16 protein-coding genes and 1 pseudogene are annotated in these 16,568 nt (G+C 61.3%); 6 read left to right on the top strand and 11 right to left on the bottom strand.

Annotated elements, in window-relative coordinates; genetic code table 11:
• Positions 1–118 precede the first annotated feature (118 nt).
• Positions 119–1,015, bottom strand: coding sequence for a GlxA family transcriptional regulator (locus FJ417_RS31185; protein WP_246687609.1), 897 nt, complete (start codon positions 1,013–1,015; stop codon positions 119–121).
• A 356-nt stretch (positions 1,016–1,371) separates the two neighbouring features.
• Here FJ417_RS31185 and FJ417_RS31180 point away from each other — a divergent pair, with 356 nt between their 5' ends.
• On the top strand, positions 1,372–2,367 hold the full coding sequence (locus tag FJ417_RS31180) for a hypothetical protein (RefSeq protein WP_140786096.1): 996 nt from the start codon (positions 1,372–1,374) through the stop codon (positions 2,365–2,367).
• 174 nt (positions 2,368–2,541) lie between these two features.
• Positions 2,542–3,051: a GAF domain-containing protein gene (locus tag FJ417_RS31175; protein WP_140786095.1), complete on the top strand. Its 510-nt coding sequence runs from the start codon at positions 2,542–2,544 to the stop codon at positions 3,049–3,051.
• Positions 3,052–3,076: 25 nt separating this feature from the next.
• Here FJ417_RS31175 and FJ417_RS31170 read toward each other — a convergent pair whose 3' ends face one another.
• On the bottom strand, positions 3,077–4,138 hold the full coding sequence (locus FJ417_RS31170; RefSeq protein ID WP_246687607.1) for a YeiH family protein: 1,062 nt from the start codon (positions 4,136–4,138) through the stop codon (positions 3,077–3,079).
• Positions 4,139–4,484: 346 nt separating this feature from the next.
• Here FJ417_RS31170 and FJ417_RS31165 point away from each other — a divergent pair, with 346 nt between their 5' ends.
• Both FJ417_RS31165 and FJ417_RS31160 read left to right on the top strand, forming a co-directional pair.
• Entirely contained in the window at positions 4,485–4,949 is a 465-nt protein-coding gene (locus FJ417_RS31165; RefSeq protein ID WP_140786093.1) for a GNAT family N-acetyltransferase, read from the top strand.
• 289 nt (positions 4,950–5,238) lie between these two features.
• On the top strand, positions 5,239–6,672 hold the full coding sequence (locus FJ417_RS31160) for an aldehyde dehydrogenase family protein (RefSeq protein ID WP_140786092.1): 1,434 nt from the start codon (positions 5,239–5,241) through the stop codon (positions 6,670–6,672).
• Between the two features lie 86 nt (positions 6,673–6,758).
• Here FJ417_RS31160 and FJ417_RS31155 read toward each other — a convergent pair whose 3' ends face one another.
• A complete protein-coding gene (locus tag FJ417_RS31155) occupies positions 6,759–7,541 on the bottom strand; it encodes an aspartate/glutamate racemase family protein (protein ID WP_140786091.1) in 783 nt (260 codons plus the stop codon).
• 103 nt (positions 7,542–7,644) lie between these two features.
• On the opposite strand from FJ417_RS31155, the gene FJ417_RS31150 reads away from it, so the two are divergent.
• Positions 7,645–8,562 carry a LysR family transcriptional regulator gene (locus FJ417_RS31150; protein ID WP_181183347.1) on the top strand — a complete coding sequence of 306 codons (918 nt, stop codon included), beginning with the start codon at positions 7,645–7,647 and terminating at the stop codon, positions 8,560–8,562.
• Between the two features lie 51 nt (positions 8,563–8,613).
• On the opposite strand, the gene FJ417_RS31145 is transcribed toward FJ417_RS31150, so the two are convergent.
• From FJ417_RS31145 to FJ417_RS31135, 3 genes are all read right to left on the bottom strand, one after another.
• Entirely contained in the window at positions 8,614–9,159 is a 546-nt protein-coding gene (locus FJ417_RS31145) for a hypothetical protein (protein ID WP_246687606.1), read from the bottom strand.
• A gap of 390 nt (positions 9,160–9,549) precedes the next feature.
• Entirely contained in the window at positions 9,550–9,729 is a 180-nt protein-coding gene (locus FJ417_RS31140; protein WP_140641327.1) for a hypothetical protein, read from the bottom strand.
• A gap of 613 nt (positions 9,730–10,342) precedes the next feature.
• Complete coding sequence (locus FJ417_RS31135) at positions 10,343–10,576, bottom strand: hypothetical protein (RefSeq protein ID WP_127306973.1); 234 nt, start codon at positions 10,574–10,576, stop codon at positions 10,343–10,345.
• Between the two features lie 541 nt (positions 10,577–11,117).
• On the opposite strand from FJ417_RS31135, the pseudogene FJ417_RS31130 reads away from it, so the two are divergent.
• A pseudogene (locus FJ417_RS31130) lies at positions 11,118–11,634 on the top strand (transposase); the annotation flags it as partial.
• A 98-nt stretch (positions 11,635–11,732) separates the two neighbouring features.
• On the opposite strand, the gene FJ417_RS31125 reads toward FJ417_RS31130, so the two are convergent.
• Genes FJ417_RS31125 through FJ417_RS31105 form a run of 5 tightly spaced genes read right to left on the bottom strand, consistent with a single transcriptional unit; the run spans position 11,733 to position 16,460 of the window.
• The gene (locus FJ417_RS31125; protein ID WP_140786089.1) at positions 11,733–13,022 is read right to left on the bottom strand and encodes an FAD-dependent oxidoreductase; all 1,290 of its coding nucleotides are present in this window, start codon (positions 13,020–13,022) and stop codon (positions 11,733–11,735) included.
• Positions 13,015–13,764, bottom strand: coding sequence for an ABC transporter ATP-binding protein (locus FJ417_RS31120; protein WP_140786088.1), 750 nt, complete (start codon positions 13,762–13,764; stop codon positions 13,015–13,017). The genes FJ417_RS31125 and FJ417_RS31120 overlap by 8 nt, the downstream gene beginning before the upstream one ends.
• Complete coding sequence (locus FJ417_RS31115) at positions 13,688–14,518, bottom strand: ABC transporter ATP-binding protein (RefSeq protein ID WP_140786087.1); 831 nt, start codon at positions 14,516–14,518, stop codon at positions 13,688–13,690. The genes FJ417_RS31120 and FJ417_RS31115 overlap by 77 nt, the downstream gene beginning before the upstream one ends.
• Positions 14,515–15,510, bottom strand: coding sequence for a branched-chain amino acid ABC transporter permease (locus tag FJ417_RS31110; protein ID WP_140786086.1), 996 nt, complete (start codon positions 15,508–15,510; stop codon positions 14,515–14,517). The genes FJ417_RS31115 and FJ417_RS31110 overlap by 4 nt, the downstream gene beginning before the upstream one ends.
• On the bottom strand, positions 15,510–16,460 hold the full coding sequence (locus tag FJ417_RS31105; RefSeq protein WP_246687604.1) for a branched-chain amino acid ABC transporter permease: 951 nt from the start codon (positions 16,458–16,460) through the stop codon (positions 15,510–15,512). The genes FJ417_RS31110 and FJ417_RS31105 overlap by 1 nt, the downstream gene beginning before the upstream one ends.
• Positions 16,461–16,568 lie beyond the last annotated feature (108 nt).

Genomic DNA, 16,568 nt, shown 5'->3' with positions numbered 1-16,568 from the left:
GGAGATTGGCGAAGCGATGCGCGACAGCTGATCTCCCCCCAAGTGGGGGAGATGTCCGGCAGGACAGAGGGGGGCGCTGTCCCGCCAGCGTTTCATCGCGTCAGCGCGCACAAACACACTAATGCCGCCGCATCGCCTTCGGCGCGTGTCCATGCTCCTCGCGAAACGCCCTCGCAAAGCTCGACATCGAGGCAAACCCGCAGGCCAGCGCGACATCGCGCACCATCAGCGTCGAATGCGCCAACAGGTCGGCCGCGCGCTTCAGCCGCAGCCGCCGGTAGTATCCGTTGGGCGACACATCCAGTTCGGCGCGGAAATTGCGCTCGAGTTTGTCGGACGACACGCCGAGCCTTGCCGCCAGCTCCGCCATGCCGAGCCGCTCTTCCACAGCGTCCTCCATGATGGCTATGGCCGACAGCACCAGCTCGTTCTGGACGCCCGTGCGCAGCCTGAGCGGCATCAGCTTGCGGTCGACGCTGGAGCGCAACGGAGAGTGCACGAACCATTCGGCGACGCCCGCCGCGATCTCGGCGCCACAGTCGCGCGTGATGATCTCCAGCATCATGTCGAGGCTGCCGACGCCGCCGGCCGAGGTGAAGCGCTTGCGGTCGATGACGAAGAGATCGCGCCGAAGCTCGATATCCGGAAAAGCTTCGGTGAAGGCGGCCTGGCTCGTCCAGTGCAAGGTGCAGGCATGGCCGTCGAGCAGGCCGGCGCGAGCGAGGAAGAAGGCGGCGTCGGCGACAGCGCCGATATGCGCGCCGCCGCGCAGGCTTTTGCGGATCCAGCTCATCGCCTCGTCGGCCACGACATGGTCGGCATCGCCGCCCGAGCAGACGACGATGCGGTCGACCTTCGGCGCGTCGGAGGCTGAAAAGCCCGGCTGGATGACGACGCCGTTGGAGGCCTCGACCGTGCCCCGGTCTGCGCCGACGATTACCCAGCGGTAGCATTCGCGCTTCGCAAGAATGTTGACGGCGCGTAAGGGTTCGATGACCGACGAAAACGCCATCATCGGAAAGCCAGGGAAAACCAGCACCGCGAAGGTGAGAGGAAGTTCAACGAGCTTCAACGGGGCACGCAAACGCGAATACGCCTTGGATTGTTCGGGTCGCAACGACATCATAGCTCCGCGAGGTCAACTGCCAGTCGGTCGACCTCTTTGGCTTCGGTAGCGACAAAACTCTGCGACGCTTAAACCGCAGATATCGTACCGGAGCTAAGTGCGCCCATGAACGGATGCCGGAGCAATCAGCTTGGGCCCGTCGCATTTAATTGACGTTCGTACTTGTTCGGGGATATCTAGCGCTCGCGCATGTTGATTCATAGTTAGTTTCCTCGGGCAACGTTCAGATTCCAGGTTAGATTCGAATGGATATTACTCATGCCTTTCACACGGCTCAGTCCACATTGACGAAAGTCACGAACGCTAGAGCTCAAAATACAGCCGGTAATGCTGTCTCAGATGCTGGTGCGTTTCAGGTTTGGAAAGAAAATTACATAAAAAACTTTGAAGGATTGCAATTTAGTGAGAGAAGAATTTTAACATCGTTTAAACAGTATAATCTTTTATTATACGTATACGATAGGTTAAAAAGTAACGTTTATAGTTTTTTACCAAAGGAAGATTTGCAAACTGTCGCAAACGTTGAGCAATTCCTGCAACAGTTCATTCAATCTGTGCGTCCGTATGTTGAAAAGGTTGGAGATGTCGAGAAGAATAGTGGGAAGGTTCCGACCCTCTCGATAATATTCCCGCTTCAGGCCGGAAGGGGAACTACGGCAGATTTTCTGGACGAGCAGGTATGGTTTTTTAAGGTATTTAATAATGCTTACTCTGAAGTAAGCCCTGGTGATGACGTGCTGCCCATTGTAAAGAGAGTTGACAACATCGATATATCGGTTGCTGTCGATGTAAATTGGCAATTCATGTTGGTAACAGCCGCCTTTTTATATGCTGCTGTCGCAAAATTTTCTAAAAAAAGAAGGTATGAATCTGCGGTTGAGGCGTTGCGTGATTTGGGCGTTGCTGAGCAAACCCTTCAGAAGGTCGATGAGGATATCGCAAGGATTGAAGATGAGGGTTTCGAAAAGGCAATAGAGGAAATCTCATCTGTGTATGGGGGCCTGAAGGAAGGAAATGTCGAACCAGCCCTCAGGGCATATTTCAACCGAATTCGAGAAGCCAAGGCGAAGGGCTATCAGATCGGAGTAGACTTGCCGGAAGCCAAACCGGGCGGGAAGCCATCGCTTCCAAAAGCGATAACGAAGCCGCCCGAGCTCGAGCACATTAAGCGCCTTACAGCCTACGATCGAGAACAGGATGGGCAGTCAGATCTGGCGCCAAAGGCAATAGAGGGGACTTAAATTAGCCCAATCTAAGCGGTGAGGTCTTTTATTTTGTCAACCGCCGCACCATCACAAAAGGCCTTTGCGAGCACGAGTTAAGTTGTGTACGAGGGTTCGAACTCGAATAACCTTTTGGCAGCTAGCACCATACACCGGTGGTCAATATTGCCCCTCGCAAGGGAGACGACACGAATGTTCGCGGCAACGGCAATCGACACAAGCAACAAGCCGGCCTTCTACAAGGAGTTGGCCACGCAATTGAAAGCGCTGCTGGAAGGCGAGGGCGATTCCGTCGCCAATGCCGCCAACACGGCGGCGCTGATCTACCAGATGGTGCCCGGTCTCAACTGGGCCGGCTTCTATTTCCTTGCTTCCGAGGACGAGCTGGTGCTCGGGCCCTTCCAGGGCAAGCCGGCCTGCGTTCGCATCGCCGTCGGCAAGGGCGTCTGCGGCAAGGCCATCGAGCTCGACATGTCGATGCTGGTCAAGGACGTCAACGAATTTCCCGGCCACATCGCCTGCGATGCCGATTCGCGTTCGGAGCTGGTGGTGCTTTTGCGCGATGCCGAAGGCGCGTTCGGCGTGCTCGACCTCGACAGCCCGCTGCCCGGGCGCTTCGACAAGGAAGACCAGGCCGGCATCGAGAAACTCGCCGCGATCTATGTCGCGGCGTGCTCGTTCGAGGACGAGGACGAAGACTGAGAGATGAGGCCGGCGCCGGCCTGCCTCAGGCGAACCTCACCAGCACCAGGCTGAAGCCCGCGATGAAAATGAAGGCCGAGAAGGCCAGCATCAGCGGCCGCAGGCCGCGCGAGCGCAGCTCGGAAATGTCGGCCTGAAGGCCCATGGCGGCAAGCCCCATGGTCAACATCACCTGTGCGGCTAAAGCAATTGCCGAGTGGAGCTGGGCCGGGATCGCGACCAGGCTGTTCAGCGCCACGATCGCGACGAAGGCAGCCACGAACCAGGGCATCGGCGGCTTGGCGCCGGATGCGTCGGTGCTGCCGCGGCGCGCCATCAGGCCGAGTGCGATCACCATCGGCGCCAGCATGGCGACCCGCGTCAGCTTGGCGACGGTCGCGGTCTCGCCGGAGAGCGTGCCGTTCTGGAAGCCGGCGCCGATCACTTGCGCCACCTCGTGGATCGAGGCTCCTGCCCACAGACCGAAGGCGTGCTGGTCGAGCCCAAGCAGGGGTGCCAGCAGCGGGAAGACTAGCATGGCGACGGTTCCGAACAGCGTGATGGCGGCAACGGCGTAGGTGACGTCCTCGTCGCGCGCATCGGTGACGATGTTGATGGCGACGATCGCCGAGGCGCCGCAGATCGAGGTGCCGGCGGCGATAAGCTGCGCGAGCTTCCGGTCGACGCCGATCAGCCGGCCGAGCGTGACGGTGAAGAGGAAGGTGGCGCCGAGCGTGGCGGCGACGATGCCGACGCCGCCAAGGCCGATGCCCGCTACCTGGCCGAGCGTGAGCTGGAAACCCAGCAGCACGATGGCGAAGCGCAGCAGGCGCTTTTGCGAAAAGGCGATGCCGGCCTTGGCATGGGCGGGAAGGCCGAGCACGTTGGAATAGACCATGCCGGCGACGACCGCCAGGATCATCGGGCTGAATAAGGTGAGGCCGGAGAAACCGCGCGCAGAGTAGGCGACACTGGTGATCATCGCCACCAGCACCAGTCCCGGCACGACGCAGGTTGAGATCGAGGTTGGGGCAGGGCGCTTGCGCTCGGCGTTGGCCGAGTTCAGGCGAGTTGGAAGATCGTTCGCGGTGGCGGGCAGGAAGGACAATTCAATTCTCCAGGCGCTTCGCAGCCGGAATGCCATTCCAGAACCAATCTTTCCAGCGAATTATTCGGGTTATAATGATCGATTTTTACGAACGATGCGGGAGAGGTTCGCCGGATCGGGCGAGGTGCCTGCCGTGTCGACGCTGCCGGCTTGACAGCGTCTCGGCTCCCGGTCCAATTTCCGGCCATGACCGCCTTTTTCGCAAATCCGCAGCGACGCCGCCGTTCGAAGGAGCGGCAAGCTGATTGCGTGAAGACAAAGGCCGGCTAGCAAGTCACCCGGTTCGTCCGTCCCAGCCCCGCCCATCGCAACGATCGGCGGGTTTTTTGCATTTTGGAGTGTCTGAATGAGCATCGTTTCTTCCCTGGAGTTTCGGCCGGCCGAGCCGGCGGACGCCGCGGCAATCAAGGCCGTCGTGCGCGAAGCCTATGCCAAATGGGTGCCGGCGATCGGCCGCGAGCTCTTGCCGATGCGCGCCGACTACGACAAGGCCGTCCGCGAGCATCGGTTCGAGCTCGCCATCGAGAACGGCCGCATCATTGGCCTGATCGAAACCATTGCGCGTGACGATCATATCTGGATCGAGAATGTCGCCGTGGCTCCCGAGGCGCAGGGCAGGGGCATCGGGCGCAAGCTGCTCGACAGCGCCGAGCGTAAAGCCGTTGAAGCAGGCCTTCGCGAGCTTCGCCTGCTGACCAACAGTGCCTTCATGACAAATGTGTCGCTGTACAAAAGGCTCGGCTATGCCATCGATCGTGAGGAGCCGTTCATGAACGGCACGACGGTCTATATGAGCAAGAGCCTTCCATGACCGCGTCAACCAGGGACGGAATTCGACGAATGGCTGCCCGGATCAGATTGAAGCAACTCCCCGGTGAAGGCCTCGGACGGGGCCGCGGCGATCCGGTTGCTGGGCGAAGCAGGACACACGCTGTTCTAACTCTGTGGCGGCGGCATTCGCCCTGGCGCAACGCCTGACGCGCTGGCTCAAACACTTCAAGCTTGCGTTTGACAGAGCACATGCCGCATCGTTATTTCTAGCGATATACGACGATCACCTCACCACAATCGACCAAAAGCGGCCCGCAGGGAGCGAAATCATGTCACACGATCTGCAATTCTATATTGACGGCGCCTGGGTCGATCCCGTGGTGCCGAACACTCTCGACGTCATCGACCCCTCGAACGAAGACGCTTTCGCCCAGATTTCACTCGGCTCCAAGGCCGATGTCGACAAGGCGGTGGCCGCCGCCAAGCGCGCTTTCTCCACTTTCGGCTTCACCTCGGTCGAGGAACGGCTCGATATCCTCAACCGCGTCATCGAAGTCTACAAGAAGCGCAGCAAGGACCTTGCGCTCGCCGTTTCGCGCGAGATGGGCGCGCCGCGGCAGATGGCGCTGGACAGCCAGGTCGGGGTCGGCCAGGCGCATCTGGAAAAGATGGCAGAGGTGCTGAAGAGCTTCCAGTTCCGTCATGTCAAAGGCTCCTCGCTCATCGTCAAGGAACCGATCGGCGTCGTCGGCCTGATCACGCCATGGAACTGGCCGCTCAACCAGATCACCTGCAAGGTCGGCCCGGCGCTTGCCGCCGGCTGCACCATGGTGCTGAAGCCGTCGGAGATCGCGCCGCTCGACGCCATCATCTTCGCCGAGATCATCGACGAAGCCGGCGTGCCGAAGGGCGTCTTCAACCTCGTCAACGGCGACGGCCCGGGCGTCGGCCAGGCGTTGGCCAGCCATCCCGATGTCGACATGATGTCCTTCACCGGTTCGACCCGCGCCGGCATCCTGGTCGCCAAGGCGGCGGCCGACACGGTCAAGCGCGTGCATCAGGAACTCGGCGGCAAGTCGGCCAACATCCTGTTCCCCGATGTCGATCTGGAGCGGGCCGTCACCAAGGGCGTCGCCGGCTGCTTCGGCAACAGCGGCCAGTCCTGCAACGCGCCGACCCGCATGTTCGTGCCGCGCGACCGCCACGACGAGGCGGCGGGCTACGCCAAAAGGGCGGCGGAGAAGTTCACCGTCGGCCCGGCCGATGCGCCCGGCTCCAAGCTCGGCCCGGTGGTCAGCCAGTTGCAGTTCGACAAGATTCAAGCTTTGATCCAGAGCGGCATCGACGAGGGCGCCACGCTGGTGGCCGGCGGCCCCGGCCGCCCGGCCGAGCTCAACCGCGGCTATTATGTCCGCCCGACCGTCTTCGCCAACGTCACGCACGACATGCGCATCGCCAAGGAGGAGATCTTCGGGCCGGTGCTGTCGATCATGCCTTACGACACCGTCGAGCTGGCGGTCGAGCAGGCCAACGACACCGTCTTCGGCCTCGCCTCTTACATCCAAGCCAGGGACATCGAGAAGGCGCGCGACGTGGCTGCCCGCATGCGCTCCGGCAATGTCTACATCAACTACCCAACCTGGGATGCGGGCCTGCCTTTCGGCGGCTACAAGCAGTCCGGCAATGGCCGCGAATATGCCGAATACGGCCTGGAGGATTTCCTCGAGATCAAGGGCATCGCCGGTTACGAGGCGGCGGAGTAGGCATCACGGGTCGAACCAGGCCTCCGAAGAAGCTTATGAAGGGCGCGGCCTCGGCCGCGCCTTTTCATTCGGGCTGACCGCGCAGGTCAGACGTGGCCGTAGAAATCCCGGTGCACGGCGACGGAATAGGCATGGTCCAGCAAGGTCGACCAGCTGAACACGGGCATGTCGATTTCGCGCTGTATTGCCCGGCCAAAGGGCTGAAACCCGGTGCATTCCAGAACCATGGCTCCCATGTCCGAATGGGCGGCGGCGAAATCCTTCGCGACCTTGACGATGTCGCGCTCGGCCAGGTCATAATCCGCGGTAGGGATTTCGGGCCGGATGTCCTTTGTCCAGAGATTGTCGAATTGTGGGGTCTTGCCGTCATCCTTGGCGCCGTGGACGATATAGTTCGTTCCGAGCGTCACGCCGACCGAAGTCAGGTGCCGGTCACTGAGCCGGTCGCCCTCGGCGACGAGAATGCCGACGACCCTTTCGGGACCGATGATCATCTGGGCGAGGGGTACCTGCAGCAGGCTCGACGCGAAAACCGGCACATCGACGCTGGCCGCGATCTCCTTCTGGAACCAGGCGAAGTAGCCGCATTCGGCGGCGATCGCGCGACATCCCATGCGTTCCAGCTTCCGCGCGGCCCTGACAATCGGCTCGAGCAGGGCTTTCTTGTCGTCGCCGCGGACGAGGTTCTGGATGTCGACGCCTTCGGCGATTTCATATTGGATCGGAAAGGGATAGGCGCTGGCGTTCCGCACGTCGCCGGGGAATCCGGGATACACCTCGTCGAGAATGATGATGCCAAGGCCCATTCCATAGCAGGAATGATTTTTGCGGGCATGAATTCGTTGAACCCCTGAATCGCGAGCCGTCATCCAAATCTCCGCACATCGTTGCGGCGAAGCTAGTTGCTTATGAATGCGCCAGGAAATAGCGTTTCGTTATGGTCATCCAAAGACGCTTATGAAGGTGCCCGTCATGCTTTCCCGACGCGGTGAGATCTCCGTGCGCCGTGTGCGCAGCCTGCTGACGGTGCTGGAACTGAACTCGTTCACCCAGGCGGCGGAAGAGCTGGGCCTTACCCAGCCGGCCATCTCGCAGCACGTGACGCAGCTGGAAAAGCAATTGGGCTTCACGCTGCTGGTTCGCGACCGCGAAGGGCTTCGGCTCAGCCCCGTCGGCAGTTCGCTGCTGCCCGGGCTGCGGCGGCTTGTTGCAGGCAACGAGGCGATCGTCGATCAGCTCGCTTCGCTCAGCCTCGGCACCGAGCAGATCCTGCGGGTTGCAAGTGTGGCGTCCTTCGCCGCGATGTTCATTGGCCCCGCCTTCCATGCGCTGCGGCCCCGGTTCCCGAACCATGTGCTCGATATCGTGGAGATCGACAGCGAGGAAACGTTTCAGCTCGTGAGGTCGAACGAGATCGATTTCGGCATCAGCAGCGTGTTCGTTCCGTCGCCCGGTCTGCTGTTCGAGCTGCTCTGCCAGGACGGCGCCTGCGTCGTCCTGTCGACATCGCATCCTCTCGCCGAGCGGTCGGAGCTTGCCGACGAAGAGGTGCTTGCCGAACCTTTCATCCGCTTTCCCTCGGGAACGACATCGGGCAATTGGCTGGCCATGATGTCGCAGCGGTCCGGCCTGCAGCCGAGAACCGTCGTCGAGGTGCGCCAGCTGATGACCGGCTGCCAGCTCGCGCAGCAGAACATCGGCCTGACCGTCGTCCCCGAGATCGCCGCCAGATCGTGCCCGCTGCCCGGACTGGCCGTCGTTCCGTTGCGGGATGGCCTGCCGCCGAGAAAGCTGGGCGTGGTCACCAGCGAGTTTCATCAGCCGTCGCAATTCGAGACTGCCGTTCTCTCAAAGCTGCGTGAAATGACCTGGCCGCTTCGAAGCATTTAGGCCGGAAGATACCCCTCCGGTAGCGAGAGGTAACTGAAATCACCGGCTAGCTTACGGATTCGCCCGCCGCGCGAAATGCTCATACGTCACACGCCAGGGATCGCCATCGGCGGCTCTTTGCTCCCCGATCCAATGAAAGCTGTCGGCCGTGATCTCGGTGAAGCGCCATCTCGCTTGCAGGCCCCGCCAGTCTTCCCCGATCTGGACGATGTCCTTGCCCTCGGCCCGTCCGATCTGGCGCGAATAATCCTGGTTGAGCGGATCGCTCCAGATGATGTGCCAGCCGCCGATCCCGGGATCGAAGACGCGCAGGGTCGTTCCATACATGGTGGACGGGGCAGGGCGCCTGGGTCTTATCCAGAGGTCCTGAATGGCGCGGCCTTCGAGCACCCAGCCGAAATGGCATTCGCCATCCCAGTTCTGGATAGCGCCATCTCCCGGATGATAGACCGTGTCCATGTCCCAACTGCCGATCAGCCATCCGTAGAGACTCATCTCCTTCCGCCGCTCGGTTGGAGGACCTTCGGACGTAAGAGCGGTGAAAAACGAGGACATTGGCATGATCTTTCTCCAACCGAACGGCAGCGCAGCGGCCATGCGCTGACAACCCTCGCAGCGTTGCCGGTTCCGGGCTTGGGAAAAATTGCTGTAATGCGGCGATGGATCAAACTGCCGGCAAGGCGAACCGGCGGTCCACGCATCATGCTTTGAATGCGAGATGTCAGCGCGACGCTGGTGGGAAATATGCCCCTCTATTCCCCGCCAATCCGGCACCATCTCGCGATCCGGGCCAGCCCATTTGCTGCTGCTCGGCATCCACGTGGAGGCGTTGCCCACCGGATAGCCGCGCAGGTCGTGCCCAGATATCGATACCGACCGGGAGGTTGGCCTTGCTGACTGAGGGCGGCGAGCGGCCCGGCAGCACTTCGAACAGAAAGAGCCCCGCCGGCGAGATGCCTGCGGGGCTCCTTTCAGCGGACGTGTCGATTACCGACGATCGCTTCCGCGGCCATCGTGGTGGCTGCCATGCGCACCGTTCAGGCACTGGGTCCAGTAATCGTCGTGATTGCTGCAGGAGTTGATAGTCGCCTGCTGAGCATAAGCCGAGCCAACGAGCCCAGAAGCAGCAACAATTGCAAGAACTGCATTACGAAGGAACTTGGTCATTTCATTTTCCTTTGTTTTTAAATCCGGTCGCGCCGGTCGATGACGGTTTTGCCGCGCATTCGTTTCGGTCCGATGGCGCCTGGGCGCGTATTTGTTTCGAAAAGGAAACTGCGCGATGGCGGCAGATCGATTCGGCCGGGGGCCTTGAACTCGTTTGCACGCAAATGTTTCAGGGCGAACTGTTCCGGTTACGGGCCTCATGTTTCCGTGCAATGCGACGGAAACATTCATCGATCATTTAGCTCGCCATAACGAACGCAGCAGGGATCGACCCCCTCACTGCCACGGCGAACCAGGGATGAGATCTATGTCGATACTGAAGACGTTGAACCGCATGGGCGCGGCCCTGAAATATGCGCAGGATGCCCGCAACCCGACGCGGATGCGGAACGGGCTGCCTTCCGACAATCAGTCGGATGTTTGCTGGCCGGTAATGCCGACAACCAAACATTTGTCGTCGAACATTTGGGGCGCGATCTGAAATAGCGATCGCTCCCAAGCCGGATCATTGATGTGCAGATGGCACGATCACGTTGCAAGCTTCGGGTAACGGGCCGCAACCGCGCCTCTCGGCACCTCCCGAGCTCGTCGCGAGTGTGTCGGCGTTTGCGGCTTACCCACGTCCCGCCTCGATGATACCGACCATTGCCCGGGTAAATTCGACCATGCTGTTTGCCGTCATGGCTGCATTGTCGGGAGACTGCCCGATATGCTCGGCCGCTCCGCAGCATGACCGGCGGATGCTGTCGTAGTATGGATCTCTCTCATCGTCCGGCATCGTCGCCAAATTCAGCGCGCGACGATGGATCATGCGCAACAGCTGCGCCAATGCCGTTTCGACACTCATGCGTTTGCTCCGCATCGGTCGGGCGTCTCGGCATACTGGGTGCCGGATCGTCGATCGGGGACCTCCCGATTCGAACAGGCTGCGCCTCAGCTGTTAACATATCGTTTATTGCTAATATAACAGCAGATCGGGCGGAGCTCAGCCCATGGCGAAGCCCACTGTGATGTTTGGTAATTCGCGGAAGCTTGTGGCTGGGGTTCCTGGAAGCTTTTCGAACTTTCTGGGTCGCGCCTCAGCCCGAATTGCAGTTGCTTATGGACAAAGTGGGATACTAGATTCGGTGTTTGGATAGGTTTGAAGGCATCGACTTCTGGGACATGCGCCGGATAGCGCGTCAGCACGAACTTACAACTATGCAACATTTTGAACGACAGCTTTGCGCCTCAAATTGGACTTTCAGGTCCGACTTGGCGGCTTGAAAGCAGACATTAGCTAGCGGTACCGTCGCAGAGGATTCCAGGCAGGAATTCCGACGCTCCGAAATGATCCTTTGAAACACACGCCGACTGCGGCAAGTGGCGCGCCGAGCAGCACATAGGAGGTAGTGTCCGACGACCATGCCGGCCTGGTCGCGGCGATCGGCGAGGTGATCTCGCAAGCCGCCTGGCAACGCTGCTATGTGCACTTCCTCAGGAACGCGCTCGATCACCTGCCGAGGAAGCACGGCGACGACTGCCTGCAGGAGCTGCGCTGGCTCTGCGACCGGCGCGATCTTGCCGAGGCCAAGGCCGATCTCGCCAATGGCTTGCCAAAGGGTCGGGCCGCTATCCGCGGCTGACGATGTGGGTGGAGGAGACCATCGAGTATACGCTGACCTTCTTGCGCCTGCCGCGCCAGCACCACAAGCATCTGAAATCCACCAACATGCTTGAACGGCTCAACGGGAAATCCGTCGGCGCACCTATGTCGTGCGCATCTTTCCAAACTCACTGAGCTGCCTGCGCCTGGTCAGGGCGTTGGCCGTCGAAACCAACGAAAACTGGATGGAGGCCAACCGCTACATCAACATGGACGACCTGCGCGAGCACAAGAAGCTCGCCCTGCGCCAAGCCGCATGACCAGTATCCATGGCCGCCCCTTTTTGCAGAACTTGACGCACACAACCCGCTAGGGCCGAATGGACAGCCTCCTGGAATGTTCACAGCCAATCTGCCTCTTAGGAGCGGCGATCCTGAAAACGGTTCCATGCGTGCGCGCGATTGGCGATTTGCACTGCGATCGAATGAAAAGGAATCGGCTTCATGTTGGTGACTGGCAGCGACATCTGCTCGTCGGTGCGGCGGCCCGCCGCCCAGCGGCCGATCTCCTGGCCGAGCGACATCGAAAGCGCCACGCCGCGTCCCGAATATACGCCGCCGAACACGAGGCCCGGAGCCAGCCGGTAGAGGCGAGGCCTGCGGTCGGGCACCACTGCGAAGGTGCCATGCCAGTATTCCGCCATCTCGGGTTCGCCGCCGAAGGCCTGGAATGCTTTGCCGAGCATACGCGAGACCTTGGCGCGGCCGCGGTCGGCCTCATTCATCCAGAATGTATGCGTGCCCCCGCTGACCAGTCGATTATCGCGGTCGTAATGGAAGTATCGGAGGTCCTGGCGCATGTCGGATACGGCTGGGTTGCCGACAAGAATTCTGGCGCGCAATTCATCGGACAGCGGACTGGTCGCGGCTTGGAAGACCTTGAAGGGCACCAGCGTCTTCTTCAGGCCCGGCCAGATGTCGCCGGTCAGCGCGTTGGTCGCGAGGATCACCTGCGGCGCGCTGACGCTTCCCGATCCGGTGAAGACGCGCCAGCCGCCTTGCAGGCGTTCGATCTTGGTCGCGCGGGAGTTCTCATGGATGGTCACGCCCTCGCGTTCCAGGGCGGCCGCGAGACCGATTGTCATGGCGAACGGATTGATGTGGCCCGAATTGTTGACCATCCAACCGCCGAGATAGGGGCTGCCGATGCGAGCGCTGACTTCTGCACGGTCAAGCCAGGACACGTCAGCGCCGAAGGCTTTCCACTCGTTGTGGAAATGACGGGCGCGGGCAAGGGTAGCCTCCGTGTGGGCGGGCTGGATCCAACCTTCCTGCACCTGATGGGCATCGATATTGAAGCGCTGCATCAGACCGAAGGCGACGCCGGCGGCGTCCGCCACCATGCGGTTGTAGCGCGTGCCGACAGCCTTGCCGTAGACAGCCTCGAATTCCGAAGGCGATGCCTTCGAATGATGCGAGATGACAAGGCCGTTGTTGCGGCCGGAGGCGGCAGATCCGATCTCGTTGCCTTCCAGCAGGACGACGTCGACCCCGCTGTCGCGTGCGCCAAGCGCCGCGGCCATGCCGGTGAAGCCGCCGCCGAGAACCAGCACGTCGGTCTTCATGTCGCCTTCGAGCGCTGGCGCAGCCTGCCGTGAAATCGCGGTCTTGCGCCACAGATGCGGCGTCTTCCAGTCGACCTCAAACATGAAGCACAGTCTCGTTGGCGCCGCCAAGGTAATGCTCGCTCAGCGCGGAGTGCTCGGCTAGCTCCTGTGCCGGTCCGTGAAGCTTCACGTTGCCCGTGTTCAGAAGATAGGCGTAGTCGCCGCATTCCAGCGCGAGCTGGACGTTTTGCTCGACGAGCAGGATAGAGATGCCGTTGCGCGACAGGTCCAGGATGATGCGGAATATCTGGTGGACGATCTTTGGGGCGAGGCCGAGGGACGGCTCGTCGAGCATCAGCAGCTTCGGTTCTGCCATCAGTGCGCGGCCGATCGCCAGCATCTGCTGCTGTCCGCCGGACATCCGGCTCGCTATGCTGTTGCGGCGCTCCTTGAGCACCGGGAAGAGATCGAATGCCTCGGCGCGCAGCGCCTCAAAACTCCTGCCCGCTCGGCGGATGTGAGCGGCGACAAGGTTCTCCTCGACCGTCAGACGTTGGAAGATTTGGCGGCCTTCCGGGCAGTGGGTGATGCCGAGGCGCACGACCTGTTCCGGACGCGTGCCGGTGATGTCGCGCCCCTCGAAGGTAATCGAGCCCGCGCTCGGCCGCGCGACGCCGGAAATGGAGTTGAGCAACGTCGTCTTGCCCGCGCCGTTCGGACCGAGCACGACGACGATCTCGTTCGGATCGACCTCGATGTCGATGTTTTCAAGAACGCCGACGCGCCCGTATCCCGAGCTGAGCCCGGCGATCCTGAGCAGCGGCCCGGATGTCGTCGATGTCATTGGCGGTTCCCAGATAGGCGAGTTGGACGTCGGGGCTCGCCTGCACCTCGGCGGGCGTGCCTTGGAAGAGCAGCTTGCCGTGATGCATGACGATGATGTTGTCGCAAAGCTTCATGACCAGATCCATGTCGTGCTCCACGACGATCGTGATCCTGTCGGGCAGACGCTGGGCGGCAAGCCTCGCGGTCAGTTCCGCTGTCTCGTGGTGGTTGAGACCGGCGGCTGGCTCGTCCAGCAGCAGCACACGCGGATCGCACACCAGGGCGCGGGCGATTTCTAGCAGGCGCTGGCGGCCATAGGGAAGGCTCCCGGCGTCAGCCTCCGCGTAGCCCTGCAAATCGAAGAAACGCAGGATGTCCATGCATTTCTCGCGCCGCTTCTCACGTCGGGCCGATGCATAGGGCGGCCACACGACTTCCTTCCAGGTGCCGCCGACATCGGCCGGATAGAAACACACCTCCAGATTCTCGAGCACCGTCATCTGGTCGAAGAGTCGGATATTCTGATAGGTGCGGGCCACTCCGGAATTCGCGATCTGGTATTTCTTGAGCGTGTCGAGGCGCTTGCCGTCGAGTGCGATCGATCCCGAGGAGACGCCGTAGGAGCCGGCGGTCATGTTGATGAGCGTCGACTTGCCGGCGCCGTTCGGTCCGATCACGCCGTGGATGAGCCCCGGGGCGAAGGAGGCCGTCACGTCGTCGATGGCGACGACCTGCCCATATTGCTTCCGCAGCTTGTCGAAGACGAGGGTCATTTGCCGAAAAGCCTCCGGATGAGCTTGTCCGGCCCGAAGCTGCGCGGGACGATGCCGGCCGGGCGTACGATGATCAGGAAGATCATCAACAGGCCGAGGAAGAGGATGCGCCATTCGGCGAACTCGCGCAGCACCTCCGGCAAGAGCATCAGGATCGTCGCGCCCGCGACGATGCCCAGAATGTTGCCGATGCCGCCGACCACGATCATCAGCACGATCAGCACCGATTCCTGCAGCGTGAAGCTCTCCGGGCTGACGAAGCGCTGGGAGGCGGCGAAGATCGCTCCAGCGATCGAGCCGATCGTCGCGGACGTGGCGAAGGCGGCAAGTTTGGCGTTGGTCGTGTTTATGCCGATGCCGCGCGCGGCGTCCTGATCCTCGCGGATGGCGGCCCAGGCCTTGCCGAGGATGGAACGCTCCAAACGCCAGACCAGCACGCCGGCCACGAGAACGGTGATGAGCAGCAGCCAGAAGAAATCGATCGGGCGGGCAACTTGAATGCCAAGGATCGAGGCCTTGTCGAGGCGCGCTATCCCCTTGGGACCGCCCGTGAACCTGTCGAGATTGTTGATGATTATGCGGATGATTTCGCCGAAGCCGAGCGTGACGATGGCGAGATAATCGCCGCGCAGCCTGAGCACCGGTATGCCGAGCAGTATGCCGGTGACCGCTCCAAGGCAGGCGGCCACCAGCAGGATGAGCAGGAACGGCCAGTGCAGGTCGAGTTGGGGGCTGGCGAGCAGGGCGTAACTGTATGCGCCCACCGCGTAGAAGGCGACGAAGCCGAGATCGAGCAGCCCGGTGTAGCCGATCACGATGTTGAGTCCGATGCCGAGCAGAATGTAGATCAGCAGGCTGTTGATGACACGGACATAGTAGTTGGGCAGGTAGGGCGTCGCCACGATCAGCGCGATCGCGATGGCGAAGACGAGGAACGAGACGGCCCGGCCCGAACGTGGCTTTGCTGCGGTGAGGGTTTCGGCGGCGGACATCAGAACTCCCTCTTGTACACGATGCTTTCCTCGGACACGGCTTCGCCCAGTATGCCGGCGGGTCGGACCAGGAGCACGAGTATGAGGATCGCGAAGGAGAGCACGTCGCGGTATTCGGTGCCAAGCACGCCATGCGTGATCACGGGCAGCAGCGCCGTTCCCCCGACCTCGACGAAAGCCAGGATGAAGGCGCCCAGCATGGCGCCGGGAATGGAGCCGATGCCGCCGAGGATCGCGGCGGTGAAGGCCTTAAGGCCGATGACGGCGCCCATCGTCGGCGTCATGATGCCGTAGTAGCTGGCATAGAGGATACCACCGGCCGCGCCCAGCAGCGGTCCGACGAAGAACACCATCGAGATCGCGCCGTTGACGTTTATGCCCAGGAGCTGCGCTGTCGGGCGGCTTTCCGATACGGCCCGTACGATAATGCCGATGCGGCTGCGATTGACGAGGAATTGCAGGCCGAACATCAGCGCGAAGGCCGCGATCAGGATGCCGATCTGCATGGAGGTGATGGTGCCGCCAAGCACCTGGTAACGGACGACTGGAAAGAAGCTAGGAAAGGCGACCGGCTGTGGGCCGGCGAGGATCTGGATGCCGGTGACCAGCGAGAGCGATACGCCGAGCGAGGAGAGCATCGGCGCGAGTCGGGTGGAATTCCTCAAGGGCTTGTAGGCAATTCTTTCGATGCCGACACCGATGACACCCACCAGGAAGATGGCGATGACGAAGGCCGCGGTGAGCGCAATCGCGCCGGCGGCGCCCACGGTACCGATCAGCATGCTGAGCACCAGGAAGGCCACGTAGGCACCGAGCATAAACATTTCGCCATGAGCGAAATTGATCATACGCAGCACACCGTAGACCATCGTGTAACCGAGAGCGATCAACGCGTAGATAGACCCGATCGTCAGGGCATTGACCGTTTGTTGGATGAGGCTTCCCAGCATGGGCCGGCATCCTTTGAACTAGGTTCCGCGCGCCTGGCGGAGCCGGGGAAAGGAACAATCGACACGGCCGCACTTCTGTGGAGCGCGGCCGCAAACAAACTGGGAGAC

Origin of the sequence: Mesorhizobium sp. B3-1-7 (assembly GCF_006439385.1) — a bacterium.
In the GTDB taxonomy this organism is placed as follows: Bacteria; Pseudomonadota; Alphaproteobacteria; order Rhizobiales; family Rhizobiaceae; genus Mesorhizobium.
The sequence above is the reverse complement of the archived record's forward strand: the minus strand, read 5'-3'. Positions and strand labels throughout refer to the sequence as shown.

Coding starts and splice junctions, on each gene's coding strand:
- FJ417_RS31140 (WP_140641327.1), bottom strand. CDS start 9,729: ATGACCAAGTTCCTTCGTAATGCAGTTCTTGCAATTGTTGCTGCTTCT.
- FJ417_RS31105 (WP_246687604.1), bottom strand. CDS start 16,460: ATGCTGGGAAGCCTCATCCAACAAACGGTCAATGCCCTGACGATCGGG.
- FJ417_RS31160 (WP_140786092.1), top strand. CDS start 5,239: ATGTCACACGATCTGCAATTCTATATTGACGGCGCCTGGGTCGATCCC.
- FJ417_RS31110 (WP_140786086.1), bottom strand. CDS start 15,510: ATGTCCGCCGCCGAAACCCTCACCGCAGCAAAGCCACGTTCGGGCCGG.
- FJ417_RS31165 (WP_140786093.1), top strand. CDS start 4,485: ATGAGCATCGTTTCTTCCCTGGAGTTTCGGCCGGCCGAGCCGGCGGAC.
- FJ417_RS31115 (WP_140786087.1), bottom strand. CDS start 14,518: ATGACCCTCGTCTTCGACAAGCTGCGGAAGCAATATGGGCAGGTCGTC.
- FJ417_RS31185 (WP_246687609.1), bottom strand. CDS start 1,015: ATGATGGCGTTTTCGTCGGTCATCGAACCCTTACGCGCCGTCAACATT.
- FJ417_RS31120 (WP_140786088.1), bottom strand. CDS start 13,764: ATGACATCGACGACATCCGGGCCGCTGCTCAGGATCGCCGGGCTCAGC.
- FJ417_RS31180 (WP_140786096.1), top strand. CDS start 1,372: ATGGATATTACTCATGCCTTTCACACGGCTCAGTCCACATTGACGAAA.
- FJ417_RS31175 (WP_140786095.1), top strand. CDS start 2,542: ATGTTCGCGGCAACGGCAATCGACACAAGCAACAAGCCGGCCTTCTAC.
- FJ417_RS31135 (WP_127306973.1), bottom strand. CDS start 10,576: ATGAGTGTCGAAACGGCATTGGCGCAGCTGTTGCGCATGATCCATCGT.
- FJ417_RS31145 (WP_246687606.1), bottom strand. CDS start 9,159: ATGGCCGCTGCGCTGCCGTTCGGTTGGAGAAAGATCATGCCAATGTCC.
- FJ417_RS31125 (WP_140786089.1), bottom strand. CDS start 13,022: ATGTTTGAGGTCGACTGGAAGACGCCGCATCTGTGGCGCAAGACCGCG.
- FJ417_RS31155 (WP_140786091.1), bottom strand. CDS start 7,541: ATGACGGCTCGCGATTCAGGGGTTCAACGAATTCATGCCCGCAAAAAT.
- FJ417_RS31150 (WP_181183347.1), top strand. CDS start 7,645: ATGCTTTCCCGACGCGGTGAGATCTCCGTGCGCCGTGTGCGCAGCCTG.